We start from the raw sequence: 23919 nt of genomic DNA, 5'->3' as shown, positions 1-23919 counted from the left end.
CGAGACAGGCAGTGCTGACACTATGGCCTTGTGCGCGTTGCGATCGTCGCAGAATCCTTTCTGCCTCATGTCAACGGTGTCAGTAATTCAGTAATCCGCGTACTAGAGCATCTGCGCCGAACGGGCCATGAAGCTCTGGTGATCGCGCCCGACACCCCGCCCGGTGAACCGCCCGCCGAGCGCATTCACGACGGCATCCGGGTACACCGGGTGCCGTCGCGGATGTTCCCGAAGGTCACCACGCTGCCGCTTGGTGTGCCCCGGCCGCGCCTGCTCAAGGTGCTGCGCGGATTCCAGCCCGATGTGATGCATCTCGCATCGCCCGCGCTGCTGGGCTACGGCGGCGTGCGAGCCGCGCGCTACCTCGGCGTGCCGACGGTCGCCGTCTATCAAACCGACGTACCGGGTTTCGCCGAGAGCTACGGCATCGGGATCACGACGCGCGCGGCGTGGGCGTGGTTCCGCCACCTACACCGCCTCGCCGACCGCACGTTGGCGCCTTCCACGGCGACGATGGAATCGCTTGTCGCCCATCGAATCCCGCGTGTTCATCACTGGGCGCGCGGCGTCGACATCATGGGATATGCGCCGTCGGCGCGCGACGAGGCATTACGCCGGCACTGGTCGCCCGAAGGCAAGCCGATTGTCGGCTTCGTGGGCCGGTTGGCGCCGGAGAAGCATGTGGAACGCCTGGCCGGCCTTGCCGCCGCCGGTGACGTGCAGCTCGTGATCGTCGGGGACGGCGTCGACCAGCAAAAGCTCCAATCGGCAATGCCCACAGCGCGATTCACCGGTGCCATGTACGGCGCCGAGCTCGCCGCGGCGTACGCCAGCATGGACGTCTTCGTCCACACCGGCGAGCACGAGACGTTCTGCCAAGTCGTGCAGGAGGCGCTGGCGTCCGGGTTGCCGGTGATCGCGCCCGACGCGGGCGGACCGCGCGACCTCGTCACGCCGTGGCGCACCGGATTGCTGCTGCCCGTTCCCGAATTCGAGCAGCGGCTACCCGAGGCGGTGGGGCATCTGCTGGCTGAGCGGCCACGCTATTCACAAGCCGCGCGCAAGAGCGTCCTCGCCCGTACCTGGCCGGCCATCTGTGACGAGCTACTCGGCCACTACACCGCCGTGCAATCCCCTATCGCCAGGGCACGCGCCCGCAACGCGCAACGCAAACTCGCGCAAGGCGAGTGACGTTGCGCCGCTAGCCCTGCGCCAGCTCGGAGACCGGCTGCCACTGCTCCCAGGTGCGTAACCGGTTCTCGTAGTCGGCCTTTGCGGTCTGCAGCGGTGAAGCACCGAAGAACACTCGCAGCGGCGGCTCCTCGGCGTCTACCACCTTCAGCAGCGCGGCCGCCGAGGCTTTCGGATTGCCGGGACTCGCCCAACGCCGACCGCGCTCTTCTTGGACGGCGGCGCGCACCTCGGCATAGGCGGGCAGTGGCTCGCTGTGCCGCGACGACGAGCCGGACCAGTCGGTGTCGAAGCCACCCGGTTCGATCAGCGTGACGTGCACGCCGAACGGCGCGACCTCCTGAGCCAGCGCCTGGGAGAAGCCCTCCAGCGCCCACTTCGACGCGTGGTACATGCCGACGAGCGGGAACGCGGTGATGCCGCCGATCGACGACACCTGGATGATGTGGCCGCTGCGCTGTTCGCGCAGGTAGGGCAATGCGGCCTGGGTGATCCACAGCGCGCCGAACACATTCGTTTCGATTTGATCGCGCGCGTCTTGCTCGGACAGTTCCTCAACGAATCCGAAGTGCCCGTAGCCGGCGTTGTTCACCACGATGTCCAGCCGACCGAAGTGGTCGTGTGCCTGCTTGACGGCGGCGAAATCCGCGTCGCGATCGGTGACGTCCAGCCCGATCGGCAGCACGGCGTCGCCGTACTTGGCCACCAGGTCGTCCAGCGCCGCAGTGTTGCGAGCGGTGGCGGCGACCTTGTCGCCCCGCTCCAGCGCGGCAATGGTCCACTCGCGCCCGAATCCACGTGATGTACCGGTGATAAACCAAACTTTTTCGCTCACGCAGTTGTGTAACGCGCTGCCCGGCGCACCATTCCCGAGTGGGGAGACTGGAGCCGGGTAGCGTCTTCGTCGTGAGTCGTGCGGCCTTGGACAAGGATCCCCGGGAGGTCGCGTCGATGTTCGACGGCGTCGCCCGTCGTTATGACCTGACCAACACCGTTTTGTCGCTGGGGCAGGACCGCTATTGGCGGCGCGCCACCCGCTCCGCACTGCGGATCGGACCTGGCCACAAGGTGCTGGACCTGGCCGCGGGCACCGCGGTGTCCACGGTGGAGCTGGCGAAATCCGGGGCCTGGTGTGTGGCGGCCGATTTCTCGGTCGGGATGCTCGCCGCCGGCGGTACGCGCAAGGTGCCGAAGGTCGCCGGCGACGCCACCAAGCTGCCGTTCGCCGATGGCGTATTCGATGCCGTGACAATCAGTTTCGGGTTGCGCAACGTCGCCGACCCGCTGGCGGGGCTGCGGGAGATGGCCCGGGTCACCCGGCCCGGCGGACGCCTGGTGGTGTGCGAGTTCTCCACACCCACCAACGCGCTGTTCGCCACCGTCTACAAGGAATATCTGATGCGGACGCTGCCACGGGTGGCGCAGGCGGTGTCCAGCAACCCCGATGCCTACGTGTATCTCGCGGAAACGATCAGGGCCTGGCCCGATCAAGCCGCACTGGCAGCGCAGATGGCACAAGCCGGATGGTCGGGCGTCCGGTGGCGCAATCTGACCGGCGGAATCGTGGCCCTACACGCGGGGCACAAGCCCCTGCGCTGACTCAGTTCGGGTGCTGGCCCGCGGCCTGCACCACACCCACCTGGTCCGGGCAGTAGTGGTCGACGGCCGCACCGAGGAACTGGAACGCCTGTCCCTGGCTGGTGCCGCGCGGCAGGTTGCGCTGGATGAAGGTGGCCGACTGGTACGCGTCGTGGTCCACGCCGCGGCCCAGCCGATCGCAGGCGATCTTGCCCAGCCACGCGAGCTGGTCCTGCGGCTGGTAGATGCCGAAGCCGTTGACGGTCTGCTTGAACGGGGCGTCGTAGTCGCTAGGCGGCGACGGGGTCCGCAGCGGCGTCGGAGCCGGAGGTGGCAACGGCGGCGTCGTCGGATCGGCCAATGCCGGTGCGCCCAGCGAAATAGCGGCAGCCGCAACGGCGGCGCCGGACAGCAGCTTGATACCCCTCATTAGCCGGACTATACACCTCGATAACGACTCGGTCTCACCGATGATCAGTCCCGATGAGCAATCAACAGCCACGCGCTCGCTGACCTCAAACCGTTGGGCTCGTCGCGGAGTCCGACGAACGGCATCTCTGGGGACTCCTCAGGCAGCTTGGCATGGATGCGGGCCGGCCGGATCTCGTCGACGACCCAGTAGTTGGACACGGCGTCGCGTAGTTCGTCGGCGGTCACCGCGTTGACGGGACCTTCGGGTGCCCCCGCCCTGTCGAAAACGAGGGCGAAGTAGGTGGCACCGGGAGCGGCGGCCCGGCTGATCGACTGCTGGTAGCCCTCGCGCAGCTCGACCGGGATCGAGTGGAACAGGGTGCTGTCGACGATGGTGCCGAACCGGCCGTCATATCCGGTGAACGTGCTGATGTCGGCGACCTCGAAGGTGGCATTGGTCAGGCCACGCTTCGCGGCTTCCTGGCGGGCCAGGTCGATCGCGGTCGGCGACAGGTCCAGGCCCACCGTGGTGTGGCCCCGGGCGGCCAGCGTCAGCGAGATGGCGGCTTCACCGCAACCCACGTCGAGCACGTCGCCGTGGAACTTGCCCTGCTCGATCAGCGCGGCCAGCTCGGGTTGCGGAACGCCGATGCTCCACGGCGGGCGCGATCCCTCGCCAAACTCGGCGGATTCACCGCGGTAGGCCGTCTCGAACTCGAAATCAGTTGGCTGAGTCATGTCTCCAGATATATCAATCGACCTGATGCATGTCAATCAAGTTGATATAAAGCGACCAGACGAGAAGTTGGTTCAGCTGAATGGCGTTCGGCGATCCAGCAGTCGCGAGAATCGGCCCCCGCCGCGCCACGCACGCGCCACCCAGTCGGCGTCGTCGTCGGTGACCAGATTCGCCATCACCCGCACGGCAATGGTCATCAGCGTGGTCGAGCGCATCGCGACGGGGCCCGTGGCGGGGAGGAACCGCTGGAAGGTCAGCAGCAGCGCCAGCCGGCGCGCGACGGAGAATCCGCGGCCGTAGTGGTCTTGCAACAGCGACGGCCATGCCCGCGATAGGTCACCCGAGTCCAGCAACTCGGCGGCCAGCCGTCCGGTTTCCAGCCCGTAGTCGATGCCCTCGCCGTTGAGCGGGTTCACGCAGGCCGCGGCGTCGCCGATCAGCATCCAGTTCGGCCCGGCCACGGCCGAAACGGCGCCGCCCATCGGCAGCAGCGCCGAGGAGACCGCCCGCGGTTCACCGGTAAAGCCCCACTCCTGTCGGCGCAGGTCGGTGTAATAGGAGATCAGGGGTCGCAGCGACAGGTCGGCCGGCCGCTTGGACGTCGAGAGTGCTCCGACGCCGATGTTCACCTCGCCGTTGCCCAGCGGGAAGATCCAGCCGTAGCCGGGCAGCACGGCGCCGTCGGGGGAGCGCAGCTCGAGATGCGATGTCAGCCACGGGTCCTCGCTGCGCGGGGTGGTCAGATACCCGCGGGCCGCGACGCCGTACACCGTCTCCTGATGCCAGCGCCGGCCCAGCTTGCGGCCCAGCGGGGAGCGCGCGCCGTCGGCGACGATCAGGTACCGGCAGCCCAACTCGGTGCCGTCGGCCAACAGCAGCGAGGTCACCCTGCGTGACGAGTCATGGTGTACACCAACAACTTTGGTGCCGAGTAACATACGTGCCCCGGATTCCTCGGCGACTTTGCGGATCCGGTCGTCGAGTTCGAGGCGGGCGACCGCGCTGCTGGTGGACGGGAACGACGGCCCCGGCCAATCCACTTCGAGCTCGCCGCCGAACCCGCTCATCCGCAGGCCCCGGTGCCGGATGCGGGTGTCCAGCCAGTCGCCGAGTCCGAGGTGTTCCAGCTCGGCGACGGCGCGCGGGGTCAGGCCATCGCCGCACGGCTTGTCGCGGGGAAAGCTGGCGGAGTCGATGACGAGCACGTCGCGCCCCGCGCGAGCCGCCCAGGCGGCGGCCGCCGAACCGGCAGGTCCGGCCCCCACGACCACCACGTCGGCCCCCACGCCAAGCCCGGTCTCCACGCTCACCAGTATGTTGGTCGCGTGAGTACTCCGGCGACGGTGGTCGCGGGCATTGACTTCGGCGACGCCGCGTTCGCCACGACGGTGCGCGACGGCGTCGCGAAGATCGAGCAGCTGATGGACGCCGAGCTGCGCAGCGCCGACGAGATCATGACCGATTCGCTCATCCATTTGTTCAAAGCCGGCGGTAAGCGGTTCCGCCCGTTGTTCACCGTGCTGTCCGCGCAGGTCGGCCCGCGCCCGGACGCCGACGAGGTGACGATCGCCGGTGCGGTGATCGAGCTGGTGCACCTGGCCACGCTGTATCACGACGACGTGATGGACGAGGCCGAGGTGCGCCGCGGGGCTCAGACCGCCAATATGCGCTGGAGCAACAACGTCGCGATCCTGGCCGGCGATTACCTCTTCGCGACCGCGTCGCGGCTGGTGTCGCGGCTGGGCCCCGACGCGGTGCGGCTGATCGCCGACACATTCGCTCAGCTGGTCACCGGGCAGATGCGGGAAACCCGCGGGGTGGCCGAAGGCGCGGATTCGATCGAGCACTACTTGAAGGTGATCTACGAGAAGACGGCCTGCCTGATCGCGGCGGCCGGACAATTCGGCGCGATGTTTTCCGGTGCCGACGATGAGCAGGTCGCCCGACTGAGCCGGCTCGGCGGCATCGTGGGCACCGCGTTTCAGATCTCCGACGACATCATCGACATCGACAGCGACTCGCATGAGTCGGGCAAGCTGCCCGGGACCGACATCCGCGAGGGCGTACACACCCTGCCGATGGTCTTCGCGCTGCAACGACCCGGGCCGGACGGCGACCGGCTGCGCGAGCTGCTGTCCGGTCCCGTCGAGGACGACGACGAGGTGGCTGAGGCGCTGCGGCTGTTGCGGGCGTCGCCGGGCATGACCCAGGCCAAGGAATTTCTGGCGCAGTATGCCGCGAAGGCCCGTCATGAGCTGGGACTTTTGCCCGATGTCGCCGGTCGGCGCGCGCTGGAGACGTTGGTCGACTACACGATCAGCCGGCACGGCTAGCGGGTCATGGAACCCGGAAGGTCGTCCGGGGCGTTCAATTGACAACAGTCAAGCAACGACCGAGTTCTTCTCAGGGGAGGACAACCCGATGACCTGGCATCCGCATGCCAACAAGCTGAAGACCTTCCTGCTGTTGGCCGGTATGTCCGCGATGATCGTGTTCGTGGGGTCGCTGTTCGGCAGGACGGCGATGTTTTTGGCGCTGATGTTCGCCATCGGCATGAACCTGTACACCTACTACAACAGCGACAAGCTGGCGCTGCGCGCGATGCATGCCCAGCCGGTGTCCGAACTTCAGGCTCCGGTGATCTACCGGATCGTGCGCGAGCTGGCCACCGCCGCACACCAGCCGATGCCCCGGCTGTACATCAGCGACACCAACGCCCCAAATGCGTTCGCGACCGGACGCAACCCGCGCAACGCCGCGGTGTGCTGCACCACCGGCATTCTGGACATCCTCAACGAGCGTGAGCTGCGCGCCGTGCTGGGCCACGAACTCTCGCACGTCTACAACCGCGACATTCTGATCTCCTGTGTGGCCGGCGCACTGGCGGGCGTGATCACCGCCCTGGCCAACATGGCCATGTGGGCCGGCCTGTTCGGAGGCAACCGCGACGGCGAGAATCCCTTTGCGCTGCTGCTGGTTTCGCTGCTGGGCCCGATCGCGGCGACGGTGGTCAAGCTGGCCGTCTCGCGGTCCCGCGAGTACCAGGCCGACGAGTCCGGCGCGGTGTTGACCGGCGACCCGCTGGCCTTGGCGTCGGCCCTGCGCAAGATTTCCGGCGGTGTGCAGGCGGCTCCGTTACCGCCCGAGCCGCAGCTGGCCAGCCAGGCCCATTTGATGATCGCCAATCCGTTCCGTGCCGGCGAGCGCATCGGCTCGATGTTCTCGACGCACCCGCCGATCGAAGATCGCATCCGCCGGCTGGAGGCGATGGCGCGCGGGTAGAGCATCGGCCGGTTAGAGCATCGGCCCGCGAGTGCACTCAGGGTTCTCAGCGTGCACTCACGGCGGGCCGTGTCGGCGTGTCGGCGCCCTGAACGCACACTCGGCGCCGGCAGCGCACACACAAAGCTCAGCGGCCGCGAATTGCCCACCACCACAAGGCTTTTCGGCTTCGATCAAAACCCGGAGCCGTGCACCTCGTGCCCAGGCACCTCGGCGATCAAGCCGCTGTAGGCCTGCTCGACTGTCGAGCCGTGATTGATGACGCCGTCGACTTCGCGGGCGATCGGCATGCTCAGGCCGAAATCGTTGGCGAACTCCATGATCACGCTGGCAGCCTTCACCCCCTCGGCGACCTGGTTCATCGACGCAATGATCTCGTCGATGGGCTTGCCCGCACCGAGTTGTTCACCGACGTGGCGGTTGCGGCTGCGCTGACTGGTACAGGTGACGATCAGATCACCCAGGCCGGCCAGCCCCGGGAAGGTTTCCGGATCACCGCCCAGTGCCACGCCCAGCTTCGTCATCTCGCGCAACGCCCGCGCGATCACCAGCGCACGGGTGTTCTCGCCGATGCCCAGCGAGTAGCCCATCCCGACCGCGATCGCATAGACGTTCTTCAGCGCACCCGCCATCTCGACGCCGACGACGTCGTCGGTGGTGTAGACGCGGAAACGCCGGGTGCGGAACAGCCCCGACAGCCGGGTCGCCAGATGCTGGTCGGGCATCGCCAGCACCGCCGCGGCCGCATAGCCCTCGCCCACCTCGCGCGCGATGTTGGGTCCGGCCAGGATGCCCGCCGGATGACCCGGCAGCACCTCCTCGATGATCTGCGACATCCGCATATTGGTGCCCTGCTCGAGCCCCTTGACCAACGACACCACCGGAACCCAGGGTCGCAGTTCCTTACTCAGTTCGGTCAGCACGCCGCGGAAGCCGTGCGAGGGCACGCCCATCACCAGAACGTCAGCACAGTGGGCGGCCTCGGCGAAATCGGTCGTGGCTCGCAGCGTCTCGCTGAGGATCACGTCGTTACCGAGGTAGCGCGTATTGCGGTGTTGCTCGTTGATGTCATTGGCGGTCTCTTCGGAGCGCACCCACTGCAGCGTCGGTCCTCGGCGCGCGCAAATGGACGCCACGGTAGTTCCCCAGGAACCACCGCCAAGGACAACGACTTTGGGTTCGCGCTTCTCGGCTGCCATGAAGCTCAGCGTATTGCTGAAACCTCACATTTAGTAGCAGTTCACTCGGAGTGTGGGCCGGCGCCGGGTTCCGCGCGCACACACCGAACGCGGCGGCCTGCGGGTGAAGTCAAAACCAACGACCTCCGAGCAGGGGACTTCGGTCCCTACCCGATGGCGCCCCGGCGCCGGATCGTCAAGGTCAACGCTTCATCGAGGAGGAATCATGTCCCGACGAGCGGACCTGGCGAGTACAGGGTTCGTGTCCCGCGGCAGCCGGGCGTTCGCGGTTGCTCTGGTGGTGCTGGCCGGATCGCCGGGCATCGCCGCCGCCGATGGCGCACGGCCCCAGGCCAACCCGGAGGAGAGGGCGGCAGCGCTGATACGGCCCGCCGTGGTCTATCTCGACGTCGAAACCGTCGGCCAGGTGCGTCTGCCCAACGGGCAGACGTTGTCTCCATTCGGCGGGGGCTTGAATCTTCCCTTCGATGCGAACTGGTCGTGCACCGGTTTCGTCGTCAACCCCGACGGTTGGGTCGCTACCGCCGGCCACTGCGTCGACCCGGAGAACGCGAAAGATTTCATCGCCAAGAGTGCCGCGGACGCCTACATCGAACAGTTTCCCGACTCGCCCACCGGCAAGGATCCCGTCGCCACAGCGGAGTGGCTGCGCAAGAACGCGCGGATAGAAGGTAAGAGCCCCGACCGGGGTCCCGAGGTCAGCCTCACGGTGCTCTACGGTGCGGGGACCAAGCTCACCGGCAAGCTGCCCGCGAGCGTGGTCGATTTCCGGCCCCTCGGCAAGGGTGACGTCGCGTTGCTCAAGGTGGAAAGGCACGGCATGCCGTCCTCCGAGCTGGCCAGTGACGCCGATGTCAACATCGGCACCCCGATTCTCGCGGTCGGTTTCCCCGAAACCACCCAACGGGTCACCGGCCCCTCGCTGGATCCAACGAACAAGAGCGGCAAGGTGAATAAGAAGTCGGCGATCCAGACCATGCCGGAGTACGAGATCGACGCCGCCGTTTCGGAAGGCATGAGCGGCGGCCCGACGATCGCCCTGGACGGCAGGGTGATCGGCGTGAACAGTTTCGCCCCCGTCGGCGAGCCGCAGGCGTTCAACTTCATCGCCCCGGTAGATCGTCTGGCGGCGATGCTGGCCGGCAAGGCCGTCAAGCCGGAGCTCGGTCCCGCCGACGTGTATTACCGCAAAGGGCTCAGCAACTACTACTCCGGCCGCTACAGCGATGCGATCAAGAACTTCGACCAGGCCGCGGCGTTGTCACCCGATTATCCCGGGTTGGCCGATCTCAAGACGAGTGCGGTGAATCTGCGCCAGCAGTATGGTGACGTGTCGGTGTTCCATACCTCAAACCTGTTGTGGTACATCGTCAGCGGGATTCTGATGTTGCTCGTCGTCGGCGGCTGGGTGGCATTCATGGTGCTCAAGAGCCGTCGGCAGCGTGGCACCCAAGCGGGTGTCGCGGCTTTGCCCGAGGTCGTCGGCAGGCATGAACGCGTCGATAGCCCGGTCGCCGAACCTCATGTGACTGCGACGGAGCCGCATTACTGCGCCAATTGTGGAGCCCAGCACCACCCCGCCGAAAAGTTCTGTCCCAGCTGTGGCAAGCACATCGAACTCTTGCAACCCGAGGCGGAAACCGGCCAATTATTCTGACGCCCAGACCGTTTGGGCCCCACGGGGGCTAACCCGCTACCGGCGCCCGGTCAGCGGCGCGGCCGAATTCCATTGACTCCTCGATCCGGTCGAACCGATAGTCGAGGGCGTCGGCGAGGTAGTTCTGCCGCACGTTCCACGGCCGCTTGGTGCCCGACTTGGGTAACTGATGCGCGGAACGCAACACGTAGCCGGCGTTGATGTCCCAGGACGGTTTCTCGGTCATCGGCTGGTTGCCCAGGTGCGGGTAGGCGTGCGTGTACCCGTGAGAAGCCATGTGCGCCAGCAGTTTTGCGGTGGCACGGGCGGTGATGTCGGCGCGAAGCGTCCACGACGCGTTGGTGTAGCCCACGCACCAGAACAGGTTCGGCACGTCTTCGAGCATGTGCGCCTTGTAGACGAAACGCTCACGGTGATCGACCTTTTCACCGTCCAGGCTGATTGTGGCGCCGCCCAGCGCCTGCAGTTGCAAGCCGGTGGCCGTGACGATGATGTCGGCGTCGAGGTGCGCGCCGGACTTCAGCGCGATGCCGGTGGCATCGAAGTGGTCGATCTGATCGGTCACCACCTCGGCGCGGCCCTCGCTGATCGCGTTGTACAGGTCCGCGTCGGGAATCATGCACATCCGCTGGTCCCACGGGTTGTATCGCGGTTTGAAGTGGACGTCGACTTCGTACCCGTCGGGCAGATTGTCCACTGCCTGACGCCGTAACAGCCGCTTGATCAAACCGGGCAGCTTGCGGGACAAGAAGAAGAACACGGCCTCGGTCAGGGCGGTGTACATCCGGATTACCAGGTGAGATACCTTGCGGGGCAACAGAGCACGAATGACGGCGTCGATTGTTCGATACTTCGTTGCAGAGACCAGATAGGTCGGCGAGCGCTGCAGCATGGTCACTTTCGCGGCCCGCTCCGACAGCGAGGGAAGCAGGGTGACCGCGGTGGCGCCGCTACCGATCACCACGATCTTCTTGCCGTCGTAATCGAGGTCCTCGGGCCAGCGCTGGGGATGGATGACGGTGCCTGCGAACCGCTCGATGTCGGGGAACTCCGGGGTGTAGCCCTCGTCGTAGTTGTAGTAGCCGGAGGCGAAGAACACGAACCGGCTGCGGTAGATCGTGGTGGAGTCACCGCGGTCGACGGTGATCGTCCAGGTGTCGGTGGACGAATCCCAGTCCGCGGACCGGACATAGCTGTTGAACTGGATGTGGCGGTCGATGCCGTACTTGTGTGCGGTGGCCGCCAGGTATTCGCGGATGTGCACGCCGTCGGCGACGCCTTCCTTGCGGGTCCAGGGCTCGAAGGGAAACGACAGCGTGAAGATGCTGCTGTCCGAGCGCACCCCCGGGTACCGGAACAGATCCCACGTGCCGCCGATCTGCTCGCGGCGCTCCAAAATCGCGTACGTCATCTGGGGGTTGCGCTCGGCGATCCGGTACGCCGCGTCGATGCCGGAGATCCCGGCGCCGATGATGACGACGTCGAAGTAGCCGGCCTTGGCCGGTGGGTGGCCGGTGGCTTCCTGGGGAGTCACGGTCATCGTGAACCTCGCTTGCAGTGTGGGACTCGTCACTACATTAGGCACCGACTGGTTGGTGGAGCCAGCAGGCCGGATCTGTGCGGGTTAGGAGGGCTCCATCAGCACGTCGACGTGCAGCGGCGCGCAGCGATCGATCAGCCAGATTTGGTCGGCCGGGCTGGCGAAGATGCGCGCGTGCGACGGATCCTGGCTGAACCCCTGCGCGCACCTGTCGCCGAAGAAGACGTATGCCTTGGTGTCGTTGCATTGCCGCGACATCCACACCAAGCCGTCGAACCCCGAGTCATGGGCGGCCTGCGCCCAGCGCACCGTGGTCGCGTAGCTCGACGCCGGGCTGGACGTGAGTTCACCTGCGGTGACCTTGAGCCGGCGCAGCCCGGTGCCGTGCAGCACGGCGAGGCGCAACTCCTGCTCGACGTTGAGCCGGACGAGCACCTTGGTCGCGTATTGGTCGTAGGGCAGCAGACCGCCGTCGACCGGAATATCGTGCAGCAACGTCTCGGCGATGGCCGCGTCTTCGGTGTCCGCCGCGTACATGATCGGCACCGCCGGCTTGCCGAAGAAGCCGAACCGGGTCCGCGCGCCGAAACCGGGGTTGAAGTCGGTGGCGGTTCGGGTGGCCGACAGGACCCGGTAGAGCAGATGGCCCTCCGGCAGCGTGGCGGTTGCCGGGTCGAAGGGGTCCGGCGGACGTCTCACCACGAAACGTTCAGCGCCTCCCCGGCGACCGCCACGACGCGATCCGGATCCGTGACGAGGTGATCTACGGGCCGGTCTCCGTCCAGGTAGGTGGTGGGGGAGCAGAGCCACTGCACGAGGCCCGCCTCCGACCAGCCACTGTCGTCGGCCAGCGCGAGCAGGCTGGCGATCACGGGCAGCGGCTTGCCGTCCGGCCCGAATTGGAAACCGGGGTAGGACAGATAGTTGCCCTGGCGGACCGCGAGCAGCGTCTTGTTGCGGCGTGCGGTGGTGGCCAGGTTACGCGGCGCGCTCGACCGCGACCCCATCCGCTTGCCGGCTTCGGTACTGGTCAGCATCCCGAACTCGGCCGCGATGCGGGCATACAGGTTCAGCTCGGCCTGCACGGCCCGCGCGACGGCGGGCTCGGTGTAACCGGTGACCGACGACAGGGCGACACCTACCGCGTGGGCGCTCTCACGGAGCCGCCGGTGAGCGGCGTCCAGCTCGGCGACCGTGGGGGTCATGACCAGCTCCTACATTCGGTTCGTGCGGTCTAGTTTACTGCACGAACCGAACGGCGGCGGGTTCGCTGGTGCGAGCGTAAACGCACCGCGAAAAAGCGAGGGCGATGTCGCCGGGTGCTTACGCTCGACGCGGCTCAGCTGCTGACGGCGGCGCTAGCGGTAGTTGACGAACTGCAGCGCCACGTCGAGGTCGGCGCCGCGCAGCAGTGCTTGGACGGCTTGCAAGTCGTCGCGCTTCTTGCTGCTGACCCGAATCTCGTCGCCCTGGATCTGGGTCTTGACGCCCTTGGGTCCGTCGTCGCGGATCAGCTTGGTGATCTTCTTGGCGTTCTCGCTGTCGATGCCCTGCTTGAGGGTGCCGGTGACCTTGAAGGTCTTGCCGGAGGCCTGCGGCTCGCCGGCGTCGAAGGCCTTCATCGAGATGTCGCGGCGGATCAGCTTCTCCTTGAACACGTCGATGGCGGCCTTGATGCGCTCCTCGGTGGAGGAGGTCAGTTCGACGCCCTCTTCGCCCTTCCAGGCGATCGTGGTGTCGGTGCCGCGGAAGTCGAACCGGGTGGCCAACTCCTTGGCGGCCTGGTTAAGCGCGTTGTCGACCTCTTGCCGATCGAACTTGCTGACGATGTCGAACGATGAGTCCGCCATGCGAACGCCCTTCCGTGTTGGTTCCGGGTTGCTCCTAGCCGTTTGTGAATTGTCTACCCGCTCGTTGTACCCTGCTAGGCGGCAGGTTGCCCGAGCGGCCAATGGGAGCGGACTGTAAATCCGTCGGCTTACGCCTACACTGGTTCGAATCCAGTACCTGCCACCACAGGTCAGGAGCTATTTTCGCGCACCGCAACGGGTTTGGCCCCCGGGCCGGGCGCGTCGGCCCCAGCGTCAGGCGCAGTCGATTTCGGCGACGATCTTGCCGAGAACTTTGCGCTCGCCCAGTCGCGCGAGCGCTTCGGGGATGTCGTTGAACGACACGCTTTCGGTGACCGTGTTCGCGATGGTCCCGGCGTCGACCAGTTCCTCGAGGCCGCGCCGGATCCCTTCGAGATGCTCGCGGCTGTAGCCCGCCGCGAGCACGCCGACCAGTGTGGTGTTCGTCATGACCATCATGGGCACGTCGGGGGTCGTCCACGTGCCGCTGGCGAAGCCGACGGCCAGATGCCGGCCGTCGCGGGCCAGGGCACCCATGGCCGCGGTGCCCTGCGCGCCGCCGACCGGATCGAAGATCACGTCCAGACCGGCCCAGTCGGTCGCTGCGCGCAGCGCGTGCGCCAGTGGTGTTCGGTCAGAAGCGGTTTCGCCGTGGGCGACGACGACATGGTCGGCACCCAGGGACCGGCAGTATTCGGCCCTCTTCTCGTCGCTGACGACGGCCAGCACCTTAGCGCCCTTGGCCTTACCGAGTTGGACGGCGGCGATGCCGCTGCCGCCCGCTGCGCCCAGCACCGCGAGCCGTTCTCCCGCCTGGAGTCCGCCACGATCGACCAGGCCGATCCATGCCGTCATGTTCGGGATCCAGAAGCCGGCCGCGGCGCGGTCGTCCATGTTGGCGGGAGCGGGGAAGACGGTGCCGGCGTGTGCGAGCGCTTCGGTGGCGAAGGACCCGTTGCCGCTGACAAAGTCACTGACGCCCATTACGCGGGTGCCGATTGCGATGTCGACGCCCGGCCCAACCGCGGTGACAGTGCCGACCAGTTCCTGGCCGGGCGTAAACGGCAGCGGGGGAGTCAGCGGGTAGGTGCCGCGACACATCAGCACATCCGGTAATCCGATCCCGGCCGCGGCGACGTGGATTCTTACCTGCTCGGCGCCGGGCTCGGGCAGCTCCCGGTCCACTTGGCACAAGACGTCCGTCGGCTCACCGCTTCCGTGGACTTGCCAAGCTTTCACGTCGCTCCCCAGCCCGTCTGTACGTTAAATCACATAATAATTACACCGTAATTTCAACGCGCGGAAGGGCTGCGGCGGTCGGGTCCGGCGGCTCAGCTGCCCGTCGGCACTTCGGCGAATCCCGGTACTCCCGCATCCGCAACCGAATTGAACCGGTAGCGAGTGTCGAGACGCTCGTTGATCTCGCGGACCGCGTACTCGGGCAATGCCGACACCTCGAAGTTCTCGCTGATGCGCCGGGGGTTGACGGACGAGGTCAGGACGGCACTACCGCGCTGAATTCCCCAGGCCAGCAACACTTGTGCAGGAGTCTTGCCGTAACGCCGCGCCATGTCGACGATCAGCGGGTCATCGAGCAGGCGCGGTTCCAGCGCATGCCCCAGCGACGCGAAGGCCAGCAGGATGATGCCGTCGGACTTGCACCGCTCGTGCAGTTCCCATTGCGGGTGATAGGGATGCGACTCCACCTCGACGACCGCGGGCTTGATCCGTGCGGCGTTGACGATCCTTCGGGTGTCCTCGACGCCGACGTCGGACAGCCCGATCGCGCCGGTAAGCCCTTCGTCGACAAGTCCTTCCATCGCTGCCCACGTCTCTTCCAACGTGACACCGTCGTCATAGATGACAGCACCGTGCACGTCGCGGGGATCTTGGTCGTCGCCCGGCCGGAACGCAAAAGGCGTGTGCACCAGGTAAAGATCGACAGCGTCGAGCCCGAGTCTGTTCAAGCTGGCTTGCAGCGCGGGCTTGACCCGTTCGGGTCGGTGGTTGTTGTTCCACAGTTTGGTGGTCACGAAGAGTTCTTCGCGCTGGACCGTTCCCTGCGCGAACAACTCTTTGAGCGCCGCCCCGACCTCCGCTTCGTTGCGATACCGTTCGGCGGCGTCGAGGTGGCGGAACCCGACCTCGACCGCGGTCTTGACGGCATCGCGTGTTTGGCTGCGATCGGATAGGGAAGTGCCGAACCCCAGCGCCGGGATTTCGGCGCCGTTGTGCAACGCGAATTTGTGTTGGTACAGCTTCTCGATTGTCTTCATGTCGATCGCCTTCCTTTAAAGTTGACGCGAAAGAGGCTTGGCGCCAATGGTTTTCTTCAGCTGGACGACCGCCTCGGCGGTGGTCCACACGGCGCTGGCGAGGAATCGGAAGTTCACGAGTGCGGCCAGATAGCCGTCGCCTTCGGGCAGGCGTGGGCCGGCCGTGGCGTCCTTGACGACGACGACCTCGAAGCCCTGCTCGATCAGTTCACGCAGGTGGCCTTCGACGCAGAGGTTGGCGGCCATTCCCGCCAAGACGACCTGGCCGACTCCCCGCTTGCGCAATTGGAGCACAAGGTCGTTCGACTCCGGGCCGACGATCTTGTGAGGTGACGCAATGACGGTCTGCCCGTCGTGAATGTGCTGCAGATACTCGGGCAGGAAATCGGCCCCGGAGCCGTCGAAGCCGTCGGTGGTGTAGGCGCCCCGGCGCTCGAACATGCCGGCGTTGGCCATGAACTGTTCGAGCGGATCACCAAACCGCCATTGGCTGTCGGTGGGATAAAAGTAGTGCGGCGACACCGCGACGGTGATGCCCGCAAGCTTCGCCGCGTCGAATAGTTCGCCGATGTGCGCGACGGTGTTGTGGTCGCGGACGCTGGCACCGAACACCGACCACGAAGCCCCTTGGGGGCTCAAGAAATCGATCTGCGGATCGGTGACGACGAGGGCGGCATGCCGAGGATCGAACTCGAAGTTCGAGCTCGGTAACCCCGGATTGCGAAGCTCGTCGTACCCGGACGTGGGCGTCATGTTTCCGATAATAAATGACCAGTCGTCTATAAATCAAGACCTGTCTTCCAGAAGGAAATAGAACGCTGAAATCAGCGCAGGAGCGCGGGCACGGTGATCGTCTCGAACCGCTGATACGGGGCGCGGCTGCGGGTCACCTTCCCGCGCAGGGCCGCGCCCTCCCAAGATTCGATCAGCAGGGAAGCGAGTTCGGCCGCGTCGAGGTCGGGTCGGATGTCGCCGGTGCCGTCCTGGCCGGAACGCACGCACGCGGTCAAGGCCGTATCCCAGCGCTGCAGAATGCGGGCGAGTTCGGCGCGTACCGGTTCGCTGGACCCGGCAAGTTCGAGCGACAAGTTGCCGACCAGGCAGCCAAGCAGGAATTCGCCCGATTCATGTTCGTCGGCGAGGGCATGAAAGAACCGGGTAATGCGTTGCTGGGCCAATCCTTCTCCGTTGAGAATCGGCAGCAGCCGCGTTTCTATGTCGGACCAGTAGTGGTCGAGTATTGTCGCGGCGAAGGCTTCTTTGCTCGGAAAGTACGCGTAGAAAGAGCCCTTCGGTACGCCGGCCGCATCGGTGATGTCCTTGACGCCGCTGGCGGCGAAACCGCGCGCATGTACGAGTTCGAGTCCTGCCGCAAGCAGGCGGCGGCGCACGTCGGGGTTCGGCGGCCGCGGCATGCCACCAATATTAGCCGACCGGTCACCTATCTTTTGGCGACGGTGCTAGCAGCGGGCGCCGGGCCCGTCGACCACCAAGCCTGAGCAGCCACTGCGGCAGCGCATCCGGTAGATGACGCGTCCGACCGTGTTCCCCCGTGAGGAGTACTGATACCAGACCAGCGCGTCGGCTTGGCCCCGGCACTTTCGGCATTCTTCGGTTTCACGTTTGTACATTGGCGTCCTCCATCCAGCGGAGCGGGGGAATCGTCCAACGGTGGGCGACCTCAATCAAAATTACCGGGCCGCCATTGTTGCGGCGCCTTGGCGCGCCGAGAGTTTTACAACCGTAAACGCAGGGCGACACTACTGCAGCTCAACCGAAACATATTTGATACATAGTGCAGCGAATGCGGCCGGGCCATTTCGGTGTTCGTCGTGGCCTAGACGGCGCGCGGCGAAATGCCGAATACTTGATTTCGTGGTTATGGCAGACGTTCCGGATGGCACCAGCAAGATTGCGGATTTCTGGAATCTTGTTGTCCCACAACGCATTACTGAGATCGTCGACGTCGGTGCGAATCCGATCGATTCCGAGCCGCCCTATACGTCGATGCTGGCCGCGAGACTATGTCGGGTAACGGGATTCGAGCCGCAGGGCGATCCGCTACGAACGTTGCAGAGCCGCGAAGGCTTGCCGGAGCGGTATCTGCCCTATGCCGTGGGCGATGGCAAAGCGCATACGCTCAACGTGTGTCACGGATCCGGAATGACGAGCCTGCTCGAACCGGACCCGGCGTCGCTGGACGTGTTCGAGTACCTCAAGCTGCCGGGGCGAGTGGTCGAGCGGGTACCCGTGCAAGCGCACAAGCTCGATGACATATCTGAGATTGAACACATCGACTTTCTGAAAATAGACGTTCAAGGAAGCGAACTCGCGGTATTTCGCGGCGGCACAGCGAGACTCGCCGAGACGGTCGCGATACAAACCGAGATTCCATTCGTGACGCTGTACAAGGACCAGCCAACGCTGGGCGATATCGACTCCGAGCTACGCGGCCAGGGATTTATTCCGCACGGTTTCCGCGAGATCAAGCTGTGGCCGATTTCGCCGTGTGTGGATCCGCGCCAGCCCATCAACCAACTCCTGGAAGCCGACATGGTCTACGTGCGGGACTTCATCCATGCGGAGAAGATGAGTGACGAACAACTCAAGCATCTCGCCCTGATCGCGCACTACTGTTATCGATCGTTCGATCTCGCGCTGCGCTGTTTACAGCTGCTGGAGCGCCGGAAGGCGGTCGAGGCCGGGGCCCCGCAGGGCTATTTGAACCTGTTGTCCGCCGGTTGATTTCGCTCAGGACGAGCGCGCACTGCTCCGTTGCCTTCAGTGCACACGCAACGGCGGACGCGAGCCTGCTCATGATTCGCTTTCGGCCAGCACCCGCAGATGCTGAAATCCTACTTTCGCGCGAGGTCCGGACCCGGTGGCGAGCGACTCATCGAACGCGGCGTTGCCGCGGTGGTGCCCGTCGCCAGAGCTGTTCTGGCACAAGCTGATCAGAGTTTCGCCAGCGACCTCGAACTGATTCTCACCGGCGTCGTATACGGCTTCCTCGCCCGATTCACCCAGGGCGAAATCGATGTCACCGAGATCGTCCCCGGACTGGAGCGTGCGGTGTACTGGTTGACCGCGGCCTACGAGAAGGGCCGGCCGGAGAGCTAGAACCAAGGGCCGGGGTAATGGCCTTCCTGGTCTTGCACCATGACGATTTCCTTGCACTCTCCACCCGCCGTGGTCTCGCCGCGGCAGACCAGCGTCCATCCCGATATCCGTTCGAACGGCCGGATGGACCAGTTGGTCGCGACCGGGTCCGGAGCGGGCAGGGCCAGCACCGAATACGTTCCGCCGATGTTCGAGATGTAGAGGTGGTTGCCGAAGAACGCCATCTTGGCGATCGGCATCTTCTTGGCCTCGTCTCGGTTCTTCAGCAGGTCCCAGTGCTGGGTGCGCAGGTTCCACACTCCGAAGCCGAACTGCGAATCGGCCGAATCCCGGCCGTCGACGAAGAGCTGTCCGTCCGACAACGTCGCTGTCAATCCGCCGCCGGAGAGCCGGTCGGCGTCGCCGACCTTGATGATGGCTTTGGAATTCAGGTCGAAGAACATGGTCGACACCGCGGCCGGGGAGTCACGATGAGTGATCTTCACCAATTTGTCTGGCCCATCGGATAATTCGGCATCCACGGTTACTGCATCGTTGTCCTGATAGATCGGTTCTCCCGACGGACGGCGCAGTTGCGCCCCAGCGGCCTTGCCGGGTGGGGTGTTTCGTTGAAACGACAAGACATCCGGCCAGACTCGACCGGGTTCGGGGTCGTTCCACGGCATGGCCAGGTCGGTGCCGGAAAGAATGACGGTTCGTGGCGGCGACGCGGTCGCATGCCCGTCGGTGAAGGCGTTGAGCCATGCGGCGCCGGATGTCGTTGCGCCAAGCCGCCATTGCTTCGGTTCACTCAATTTCAATTCGGGAGTGGGTGGTTGCAGTTCTTTCGTCGCGGCCGACTTTCCGGTCTTGAAGTCGAAGCTGTAGGCGGTGGTCTTGGTGACCTCGGGTGCCGGCGCCTGCGCCGGTTTGACGGTGGTCACCACATAGATGACTTTCATGTCGTCCGCGGTGCCCGAAAGCGCGCAGATGGCGCCGGTGACGTTTTCGCCGGCGGGGATCGTCGGCAGGGACGGCGCTACGTACTGTCCTGATTTGGTATCGAATATTTTGGGGCGAATGTCGTCGAGTGCGGATTTGCTGACCGAGAATTCCTCGGGACAGCCGAAGTAAGCCGTTCCGCCGTAACTTTTCCAGTCTTTCTCCAGCGGGCCGGTGATCGGCGGCGGTGGTGGGGCCGAGCTGGTGGAGGTCGTCGAAGTTGCAGTCGAGGTCGTCGGCGTTGCGGCTGGTGGGGACGCCGTCTCCGAACACGAGGCAACGAGGAGGCAGATTGCCGTCCCGAGCAGGCGGTGTCTGGGCACACTTCGGCCCTTGAACCCACGCATCAGTGAACCCCCGTTAACTTCGTGTAACCAAGGAGCGTAAGGCGGGTTCGCTAGGGCCGCGACTCGTGGCGCTCTTTCTCACAATCGCGCAATCACGAAACCGGTTGGGCCTCGGGGAATGTCCACTGCCCGTCGAGGATCCTCTGTTGCGGCCGGTAGAGCCGGACCAGGTAGTTCCAGCCCGCGGTGATCGGCAGGCAGTTGGCTGTGGCGGTATCGCAACCGCCGAATTGGATGGTGATCGCGCCGCTGTCGTCGCGTCGCGCGGTGATGTTGTTCAGCGAATAGGCGTTGAGCGGGTTCGGGGTGAAGTAGCCGTCTTTGTTGTAGACGGTGACCGACCAGAACCCGTCCACCGGCACCTCGCCCACGGTCAGCCGGTAAACGGTGGCGCCGTCATTTTCGGCGGGATGGAAGCTGAAATAGATCGCATCTTTTTCCGGATTGCCGCCCCACGCCGAGGCCGAACCGGCCAGGTGGCGCACCGGGTCGGTGGCGTTTTGGGTGCCGAACATCCGGTGGGAGTCGGGCAACGTCGCCGACAGCGCAACCAGAGCCTCGCGAACCGCCTGTTGGCTGACCGGATCCCAGTGCGGAATCTCGAAGGTGCCGCTGGCCTGCTGGTGCACCGCGACCGCATCTTGCAGCCGGTGGACCTCGTCGAGGTCGGCGTCGTCGTTGGGATCGACGAGAGTGCGGATCACCACGGCGACATATCGCGTGCCGATGTCGTCGCGGGTGAGGGTGTGTTCGCCCTGCCCGTAGAACACGGCGGGTACATAGTGATCCTCGGTGATGACCTGCATCGACATGAATCGGCCGGCGGGGTCGGGCAGCACGATCGTCACCGGCGCGGCGTCGAGGTCGAAGATACCCGCGGAGTACAAGGTGTCACGGTTGGCCCGCACCACCAGTTGGTTGTCCAGCGGCGTCAGCTCCCGGATGTGCATGAATTTTCCGAACCCGCCGCCGCTGACGATATTGCCGAAGTACAAGTCGCTTTCGGCCCTGGCGAAGTTGTCCGGTGAGACTAGTATCGCCGCCCCGTCGGGTGCCGTCCGTTCTGCCACCATTCGGACCCTACGCGCGCAGCGCAGTGCTGACTATCGCTGGATGTCGAACTCGATCGGCACGCTCGTCGGCCCGCTCAAACTCACCATCGGCTTCCACGGCACCGGACCTGTGATGCGTGGGTTGGCCATCCGCTGGCTGAGCACGGTCAGCGCTTCGGCGAGTTCGCGGCGGGCCAGGTTGGCACCCAGGCAGTAGTGAACTCCGCCGCCGAAGGTGAGGATGGGCGGTGCTCCCTCGCGGGTGATGTCGACGCGGTTCGGGGCGTCGTACACATCGGGATCGCGGTTGGCCGCAGCGGTATTCACCAACACCATGGTGCCGGCCGGGAAAAGATAGCCGTCGAGTTCGGCGTCCTCTACTACCAGACGCAGAGTCCCGCAGGCGATCGGTGAGTGGCGCATGGTCTCCTCGACCGCGCGCATGGCCAACTCGGGATTCTGCTTGAGCAAGTTCCACTGCTCAGGGTGCTCGCAGAGGACTTGCACCGAGGCGCCCACCTGGTTGCGGGTGGTGTCCGTCCCCGCCAACAACAGACCTCCGGCAAGCATGCGCAGTTCGGCGGCGTTGAGGCGATCGCCGTCGTCCTCGGCGCGGATGAGGTCGGACAGCAGGTCGTCGGTCAGGCTGTGCCGGCGCCGGGCCACCATGTCGTCGACGTAGTCGTCGAGCTCGGCCCACGCGCGCATGACGCCGGGCTCGAGTTCGCGAATGTCGGCACTAAAAGTGAAGGCCTTGAAGATCTCGTCGGCCCACCGTGAAAACTGTTGCCAATCCTCACGTGGCGCACCGAGTAGCGCGCAGATGATCGGGACGGGGTAGGGGCGGGCGATATCGGTGACCACGTCGCAGCGCCTCGCGCCGGCGACCTGATCGACGAGTTCGTTCATCAAATCCGCCATCGTGTCGTGCAGGCGAAGGGTCGCTTTGGGGGTGAACGCCTTGGACGTCAGACTCCGCAGCCGATGGTGCTCGGCGCCTTCCAGGCACAGCAGGCTGTTGACCACCTTGTCCCACAACGGGCCCGACGTGATGCCCTGGACCAGCAGATTGATGCCGGGCGGGATCTGGAACCGGGTGTCGCGAAGGACGGTGCGCACGAGTTGGTACGAGAGCACCTCGGGTCCGAACGGTCCGATCGCGATGGGGCTTTGTTGCTGGACCGCTTCGATGCGCGGGTAGACATCCGCGGGAGTTTCCGCGGCGTCGTAGCTCAGCGTGGGGAGGTCAGCATCGAAAACACTTGGGGCAGCGGTACCGACGACCATGGCGGTCTCCTTAGCCGGAATCCGCGGTGCACGCAGCTCGCGGACAACTTCCGAATAATGTATGGCCACGTCGAACGAGTGTCAACGAGGCGCATGGCACTCGAGGCCTTCGGGCTCAACGCGTGTAGTCGACCTGCCAGTGTTTGATGCCGTTGATGAACGGTGACCGCAGCCGCTGCGGCTCTCCCGCGGAGACCAGATCGGGCATGTGGTCGGCGATCGCGTTGAACATGATGTCGATCGTCATGCGGGCCAGGTTGGCGCCGATGCAGTAGTGCGCGCCGGTACCACCGAATCCCAAATGTGGGTTCGGGCTGCGTAAGACGTTGAACGCGTAGGGGTCCTCGAAGACTTCTTCGTCGAAATTGGCGGAGCGGTAGAACATCACCACCCGCTGACCCTTCTTGATCGCGATACCGCCGAGCTCGGTGTCGGTCAGCGCGGCGCGCTGAAATGCGGTGATAGGGGTGGCCCACCGGATGATCTCGTCAGCCGCGGTCTTGGGTCGCTGCGCCTTGAACAGCTCCCACTGGTCGGGGTGGTCGGTGAAACCCATCATCCCCTGGGTGATCGAATTACGAGTGGTCTCGTTGCCCGCGATTCCCAGCGTGACCACGAACATGCCGAACTCCGCGTCGGAAAGCCCATCCCCGTCGGCGCCGGCAGCCACCAGCGCCGTGACGATGTCGTCGCCCGGGTTCTCCGTCTTACGGGCCGCCAATTGCATTGCATACCACATCAATTCGCCCGCCGAGGTGAGGGCGTCGTAATCGGCGAACTCCGGGTCGTCGCTGCCGATCATCTTGTTGGACCAGTCGAATAGCTTGCCGCGGTCCTCGGCCGGCACTCCGAGCAACCCAGCGATGGCGTGCAGCGGCAACTCGCAGGCCACCTGCAACACAAAGTCGCCCGAATCTTGTGCCTTGGCCTGCTGGGCGATCTGCCGCGCCCGCTCATTGAGGTCCGTGCGCAGCCGCTCGACGGCCCGCGGGGTGAAGCCGCGCGCCACGATCTTTCGCAGCCGGCTGTGTTCGGGATCGTCCATCATGATCATCGACGCGCGGCCGGCTTCTATCTGCCCCTGCGCCTGGTCTTCCCGGTAGCGCGGCACGATGGATTTCGACGCCGACGAAAACACGTCAGTGCGCAGCGACACCTCGCGGATGTCGCGGTGCTTGGTCACCACCCAGTAGCCGCCGTCGGAGAACCCACCCCGATCGAGCGGCTGCTCATTCCACCAGATCGGCGCCGCACGGCGCAGTTCCGCCAACTCCTGCACCGGTAACCGGTGGGCGTAGATGTCGGGATCGGTGAAGTCGAACCCCGGCGGCAGGTTGACACTGGCGATGAATGTGCTCCTCGGGAATCACGAGCTGTGAGGAGATGCTAGCGCTCACCCGATCCTGGGC

At 65.3% G+C, this 23919-nt stretch carries 23 protein-coding genes, 1 tRNA gene and 1 pseudogene; 8 read left to right on the top strand and 17 right to left on the bottom strand.

Annotated features, from left to right (window positions below):
• Positions 1 to 30 precede the first annotated feature (30 nt).
• Entirely contained in the window at positions 31 to 1191 is a 1161-nt protein-coding gene (locus AAHS21_RS01430) for a glycosyltransferase family 1 protein (protein WP_342925942.1), read from the top strand.
• Positions 1192 to 1201: 10 nt separating this feature from the next.
• On the opposite strand, the gene AAHS21_RS01425 is transcribed toward AAHS21_RS01430, so the two are convergent.
• Positions 1202 to 2026 (bottom strand): SDR family oxidoreductase, encoded by an 825-nt coding sequence (locus AAHS21_RS01425; protein ID WP_342925941.1) that lies wholly within the window; start codon positions 2024 to 2026, stop codon positions 1202 to 1204.
• 71 nt (positions 2027 to 2097) lie between these two features.
• Between AAHS21_RS01425 and AAHS21_RS01420 the strand changes: the two genes are divergently transcribed.
• Positions 2098 to 2790, top strand: a complete 693-nt coding sequence (locus tag AAHS21_RS01420; protein WP_342925940.1) for a demethylmenaquinone methyltransferase — start codon at positions 2098 to 2100, stop codon at positions 2788 to 2790.
• Between the two features lies 1 nt (position 2791).
• Here AAHS21_RS01420 and AAHS21_RS01415 read toward each other — a convergent pair whose 3' ends face one another.
• The 3 genes from AAHS21_RS01415 to menJ form a co-directional block, all read right to left on the bottom strand.
• Positions 2792 to 3199 carry a DUF732 domain-containing protein gene (locus AAHS21_RS01415; protein WP_342925939.1) on the bottom strand — a complete coding sequence of 136 codons (408 nt, stop codon included), beginning with the start codon at positions 3197 to 3199 and terminating at the stop codon, positions 2792 to 2794.
• 44 nt (positions 3200 to 3243) lie between these two features.
• Complete coding sequence (locus AAHS21_RS01410) at positions 3244 to 3918, bottom strand: class I SAM-dependent methyltransferase (RefSeq protein WP_342925938.1); 675 nt, start codon at positions 3916 to 3918, stop codon at positions 3244 to 3246.
• A 72-nt stretch (positions 3919 to 3990) separates the two neighbouring features.
• Complete coding sequence (gene menJ, locus AAHS21_RS01405) at positions 3991 to 5205, bottom strand: menaquinone reductase (protein ID WP_342926530.1); 1215 nt, start codon at positions 5203 to 5205, stop codon at positions 3991 to 3993.
• 39 nt (positions 5206 to 5244) lie between these two features.
• Here menJ and grcC1 point away from each other — a divergent pair, with 39 nt between their 5' ends.
• Positions 5245 to 6252: a nonaprenyl/(2E,6E)-farnesyl/geranylgeranyl diphosphat synthase gene (gene grcC1, locus AAHS21_RS01400; protein ID WP_342925937.1), complete on the top strand. Its 1008-nt coding sequence runs from the start codon at positions 5245 to 5247 to the stop codon at positions 6250 to 6252.
• Positions 6253 to 6340: 88 nt separating this feature from the next.
• Complete coding sequence (htpX, locus tag AAHS21_RS01395) at positions 6341 to 7201, top strand: zinc metalloprotease HtpX (protein ID WP_096290863.1); 861 nt, start codon at positions 6341 to 6343, stop codon at positions 7199 to 7201.
• A 173-nt stretch (positions 7202 to 7374) separates the two neighbouring features.
• On the opposite strand, the gene AAHS21_RS01390 is transcribed toward htpX, so the two are convergent.
• Entirely contained in the window at positions 7375 to 8400 is a 1026-nt protein-coding gene (locus tag AAHS21_RS01390) for an NAD(P)H-dependent glycerol-3-phosphate dehydrogenase (RefSeq protein ID WP_342925936.1), read from the bottom strand.
• A gap of 205 nt (positions 8401 to 8605) precedes the next feature.
• Here AAHS21_RS01390 and AAHS21_RS01385 point away from each other — a divergent pair, with 205 nt between their 5' ends.
• Positions 8606 to 10057, top strand: a complete 1452-nt coding sequence (locus AAHS21_RS01385; RefSeq protein ID WP_342925935.1) for a trypsin-like peptidase domain-containing protein — start codon at positions 8606 to 8608, stop codon at positions 10055 to 10057.
• Positions 10058 to 10085: 28 nt separating this feature from the next.
• On the opposite strand, the gene AAHS21_RS01380 is transcribed toward AAHS21_RS01385, so the two are convergent.
• From AAHS21_RS01380 to AAHS21_RS01365, 4 genes are all read right to left on the bottom strand, one after another.
• Positions 10086 to 11597: an NAD(P)/FAD-dependent oxidoreductase gene (locus AAHS21_RS01380; protein ID WP_342925934.1), complete on the bottom strand. Its 1512-nt coding sequence runs from the start codon at positions 11595 to 11597 to the stop codon at positions 10086 to 10088.
• 84 nt (positions 11598 to 11681) lie between these two features.
• Positions 11682 to 12296, bottom strand: a complete 615-nt coding sequence (locus AAHS21_RS01375) for an RES family NAD+ phosphorylase (RefSeq protein ID WP_342925933.1) — start codon at positions 12294 to 12296, stop codon at positions 11682 to 11684.
• Positions 12293 to 12802 (bottom strand): hypothetical protein, encoded by a 510-nt coding sequence (locus tag AAHS21_RS01370; RefSeq protein ID WP_342925932.1) that lies wholly within the window; start codon positions 12800 to 12802, stop codon positions 12293 to 12295. Before AAHS21_RS01370 ends, AAHS21_RS01375 begins: the two co-directional genes overlap by 4 nt.
• Positions 12803 to 12955: 153 nt before the next feature.
• Positions 12956 to 13447 carry a YajQ family cyclic di-GMP-binding protein gene (locus AAHS21_RS01365; RefSeq protein WP_096284629.1) on the bottom strand — a complete coding sequence of 164 codons (492 nt, stop codon included), beginning with the start codon at positions 13445 to 13447 and terminating at the stop codon, positions 12956 to 12958.
• 80 nt (positions 13448 to 13527) lie between these two features.
• Between AAHS21_RS01365 and AAHS21_RS01360 the strand changes: the two genes are divergently transcribed.
• Positions 13528 to 13613 (top strand) — tRNA-Tyr (locus AAHS21_RS01360).
• A gap of 68 nt (positions 13614 to 13681) precedes the next feature.
• Here AAHS21_RS01360 and AAHS21_RS01355 read toward each other — a convergent pair.
• The 4 genes from AAHS21_RS01355 to AAHS21_RS01340 all read right to left on the bottom strand — a co-directional run bounded on the left by AAHS21_RS01355 (position 13682) and on the right by AAHS21_RS01340 (position 17138).
• Positions 13682 to 14686 carry a zinc-binding dehydrogenase gene (locus AAHS21_RS01355; protein ID WP_342925931.1) on the bottom strand — a complete coding sequence of 335 codons (1005 nt, stop codon included), beginning with the start codon at positions 14684 to 14686 and terminating at the stop codon, positions 13682 to 13684.
• A gap of 92 nt (positions 14687 to 14778) precedes the next feature.
• Positions 14779 to 15723: an aldo/keto reductase gene (locus AAHS21_RS01350; protein ID WP_342925930.1), complete on the bottom strand. Its 945-nt coding sequence runs from the start codon at positions 15721 to 15723 to the stop codon at positions 14779 to 14781.
• A 15-nt stretch (positions 15724 to 15738) separates the two neighbouring features.
• Positions 15739 to 16476, bottom strand: a complete 738-nt coding sequence (locus AAHS21_RS01345) for a cysteine hydrolase (protein WP_342925929.1) — start codon at positions 16474 to 16476, stop codon at positions 15739 to 15741.
• Positions 16477 to 16547: 71 nt separating this feature from the next.
• The gene (locus AAHS21_RS01340; RefSeq protein ID WP_342925928.1) at positions 16548 to 17138 is read right to left on the bottom strand and encodes a TetR family transcriptional regulator C-terminal domain-containing protein; all 591 of its coding nucleotides are present in this window, start codon (positions 17136 to 17138) and stop codon (positions 16548 to 16550) included.
• Between the two features lie 466 nt (positions 17139 to 17604).
• Here AAHS21_RS01340 and AAHS21_RS01335 point away from each other — a divergent pair, with 466 nt between their 5' ends.
• Both AAHS21_RS01335 and AAHS21_RS01330 read left to right on the top strand, forming a co-directional pair.
• Complete coding sequence (locus tag AAHS21_RS01335) at positions 17605 to 18468, top strand: FkbM family methyltransferase (protein WP_342925927.1); 864 nt, start codon at positions 17605 to 17607, stop codon at positions 18466 to 18468.
• An 81-nt stretch (positions 18469 to 18549) separates the two neighbouring features.
• Positions 18550 to 18843, top strand: a pseudogene (locus tag AAHS21_RS01330) (TetR/AcrR family transcriptional regulator); the annotation flags it as partial.
• On the opposite strand, the gene AAHS21_RS01325 reads toward AAHS21_RS01330, so the two are convergent.
• The 4 genes from AAHS21_RS01325 to AAHS21_RS01310 all read right to left on the bottom strand — a co-directional run bounded on the left by AAHS21_RS01325 (position 18840) and on the right by AAHS21_RS01310 (position 23858).
• Positions 18840 to 20171, bottom strand: coding sequence for a hypothetical protein (locus tag AAHS21_RS01325; RefSeq protein ID WP_342925926.1), 1332 nt, complete (start codon positions 20169 to 20171; stop codon positions 18840 to 18842). The pseudogene AAHS21_RS01330 and the gene AAHS21_RS01325 sit on opposite strands and share 4 nt — an antisense overlap.
• 92 nt (positions 20172 to 20263) lie before the next feature.
• Positions 20264 to 21208: a DUF1214 domain-containing protein gene (locus AAHS21_RS01320; protein ID WP_342926529.1), complete on the bottom strand. Its 945-nt coding sequence runs from the start codon at positions 21206 to 21208 to the stop codon at positions 20264 to 20266.
• Positions 21209 to 21274: 66 nt separating this feature from the next.
• Entirely contained in the window at positions 21275 to 22510 is a 1236-nt protein-coding gene (locus AAHS21_RS01315) for a cytochrome P450 (protein ID WP_342925925.1), read from the bottom strand.
• Positions 22511 to 22625: 115 nt separating this feature from the next.
• Positions 22626 to 23858: a cytochrome P450 gene (locus AAHS21_RS01310; RefSeq protein ID WP_342926528.1), complete on the bottom strand. Its 1233-nt coding sequence runs from the start codon at positions 23856 to 23858 to the stop codon at positions 22626 to 22628.
• Positions 23859 to 23919 lie beyond the last annotated feature (61 nt).

The sequence above is a fragment of the Mycobacterium sp. 050272 genome (assembly GCF_039023525.1).
GTDB lineage: Bacteria > Actinomycetota > Actinomycetes > Mycobacteriales > Mycobacteriaceae > Mycobacterium.
This window is presented reverse-complemented; position numbering and strand designations above follow the sequence as displayed.

Excerpts from the sequence above, each read along its gene's own strand:
- AAHS21_RS01415 (WP_342925939.1), bottom strand. The coding sequence starts at position 3,199 with ATGAGGGGTATCAAGCTGCTGTCCGGCGCCGCCGTTGCGGCTGCCGCT.
- AAHS21_RS01410 (WP_342925938.1), bottom strand. The coding sequence starts at position 3,918 with ATGACTCAGCCAACTGATTTCGAGTTCGAGACGGCCTACCGCGGTGAA.
- htpX (WP_096290863.1), top strand. The coding sequence starts at position 6,341 with ATGACCTGGCATCCGCATGCCAACAAGCTGAAGACCTTCCTGCTGTTG.
- AAHS21_RS01390 (WP_342925936.1), bottom strand. The coding sequence starts at position 8,400 with ATGGCAGCCGAGAAGCGCGAACCCAAAGTCGTTGTCCTTGGCGGTGGT.
- AAHS21_RS01385 (WP_342925935.1), top strand. The coding sequence starts at position 8,606 with ATGTCCCGACGAGCGGACCTGGCGAGTACAGGGTTCGTGTCCCGCGGC.
- AAHS21_RS01380 (WP_342925934.1), bottom strand. The coding sequence starts at position 11,597 with ATGACCGTGACTCCCCAGGAAGCCACCGGCCACCCACCGGCCAAGGCC.
- AAHS21_RS01370 (WP_342925932.1), bottom strand. The coding sequence starts at position 12,802 with ATGACCCCCACGGTCGCCGAGCTGGACGCCGCTCACCGGCGGCTCCGT.
- AAHS21_RS01365 (WP_096284629.1), bottom strand. The coding sequence starts at position 13,447 with ATGGCGGACTCATCGTTCGACATCGTCAGCAAGTTCGATCGGCAAGAG.
- AAHS21_RS01350 (WP_342925930.1), bottom strand. The coding sequence starts at position 15,723 with ATGAAGACAATCGAGAAGCTGTACCAACACAAATTCGCGTTGCACAAC.
- AAHS21_RS01345 (WP_342925929.1), bottom strand. The coding sequence starts at position 16,476 with ATGACGCCCACGTCCGGGTACGACGAGCTTCGCAATCCGGGGTTACCG.
- AAHS21_RS01340 (WP_342925928.1), bottom strand. The coding sequence starts at position 17,138 with ATGCCGCGGCCGCCGAACCCCGACGTGCGCCGCCGCCTGCTTGCGGCA.
- AAHS21_RS01335 (WP_342925927.1), top strand. The coding sequence starts at position 17,605 with ATGGCAGACGTTCCGGATGGCACCAGCAAGATTGCGGATTTCTGGAAT.
- AAHS21_RS01325 (WP_342925926.1), bottom strand. The coding sequence starts at position 20,171 with ATGCGTGGGTTCAAGGGCCGAAGTGTGCCCAGACACCGCCTGCTCGGG.
- AAHS21_RS01315 (WP_342925925.1), bottom strand. The coding sequence starts at position 22,510 with ATGGTCGTCGGTACCGCTGCCCCAAGTGTTTTCGATGCTGACCTCCCC.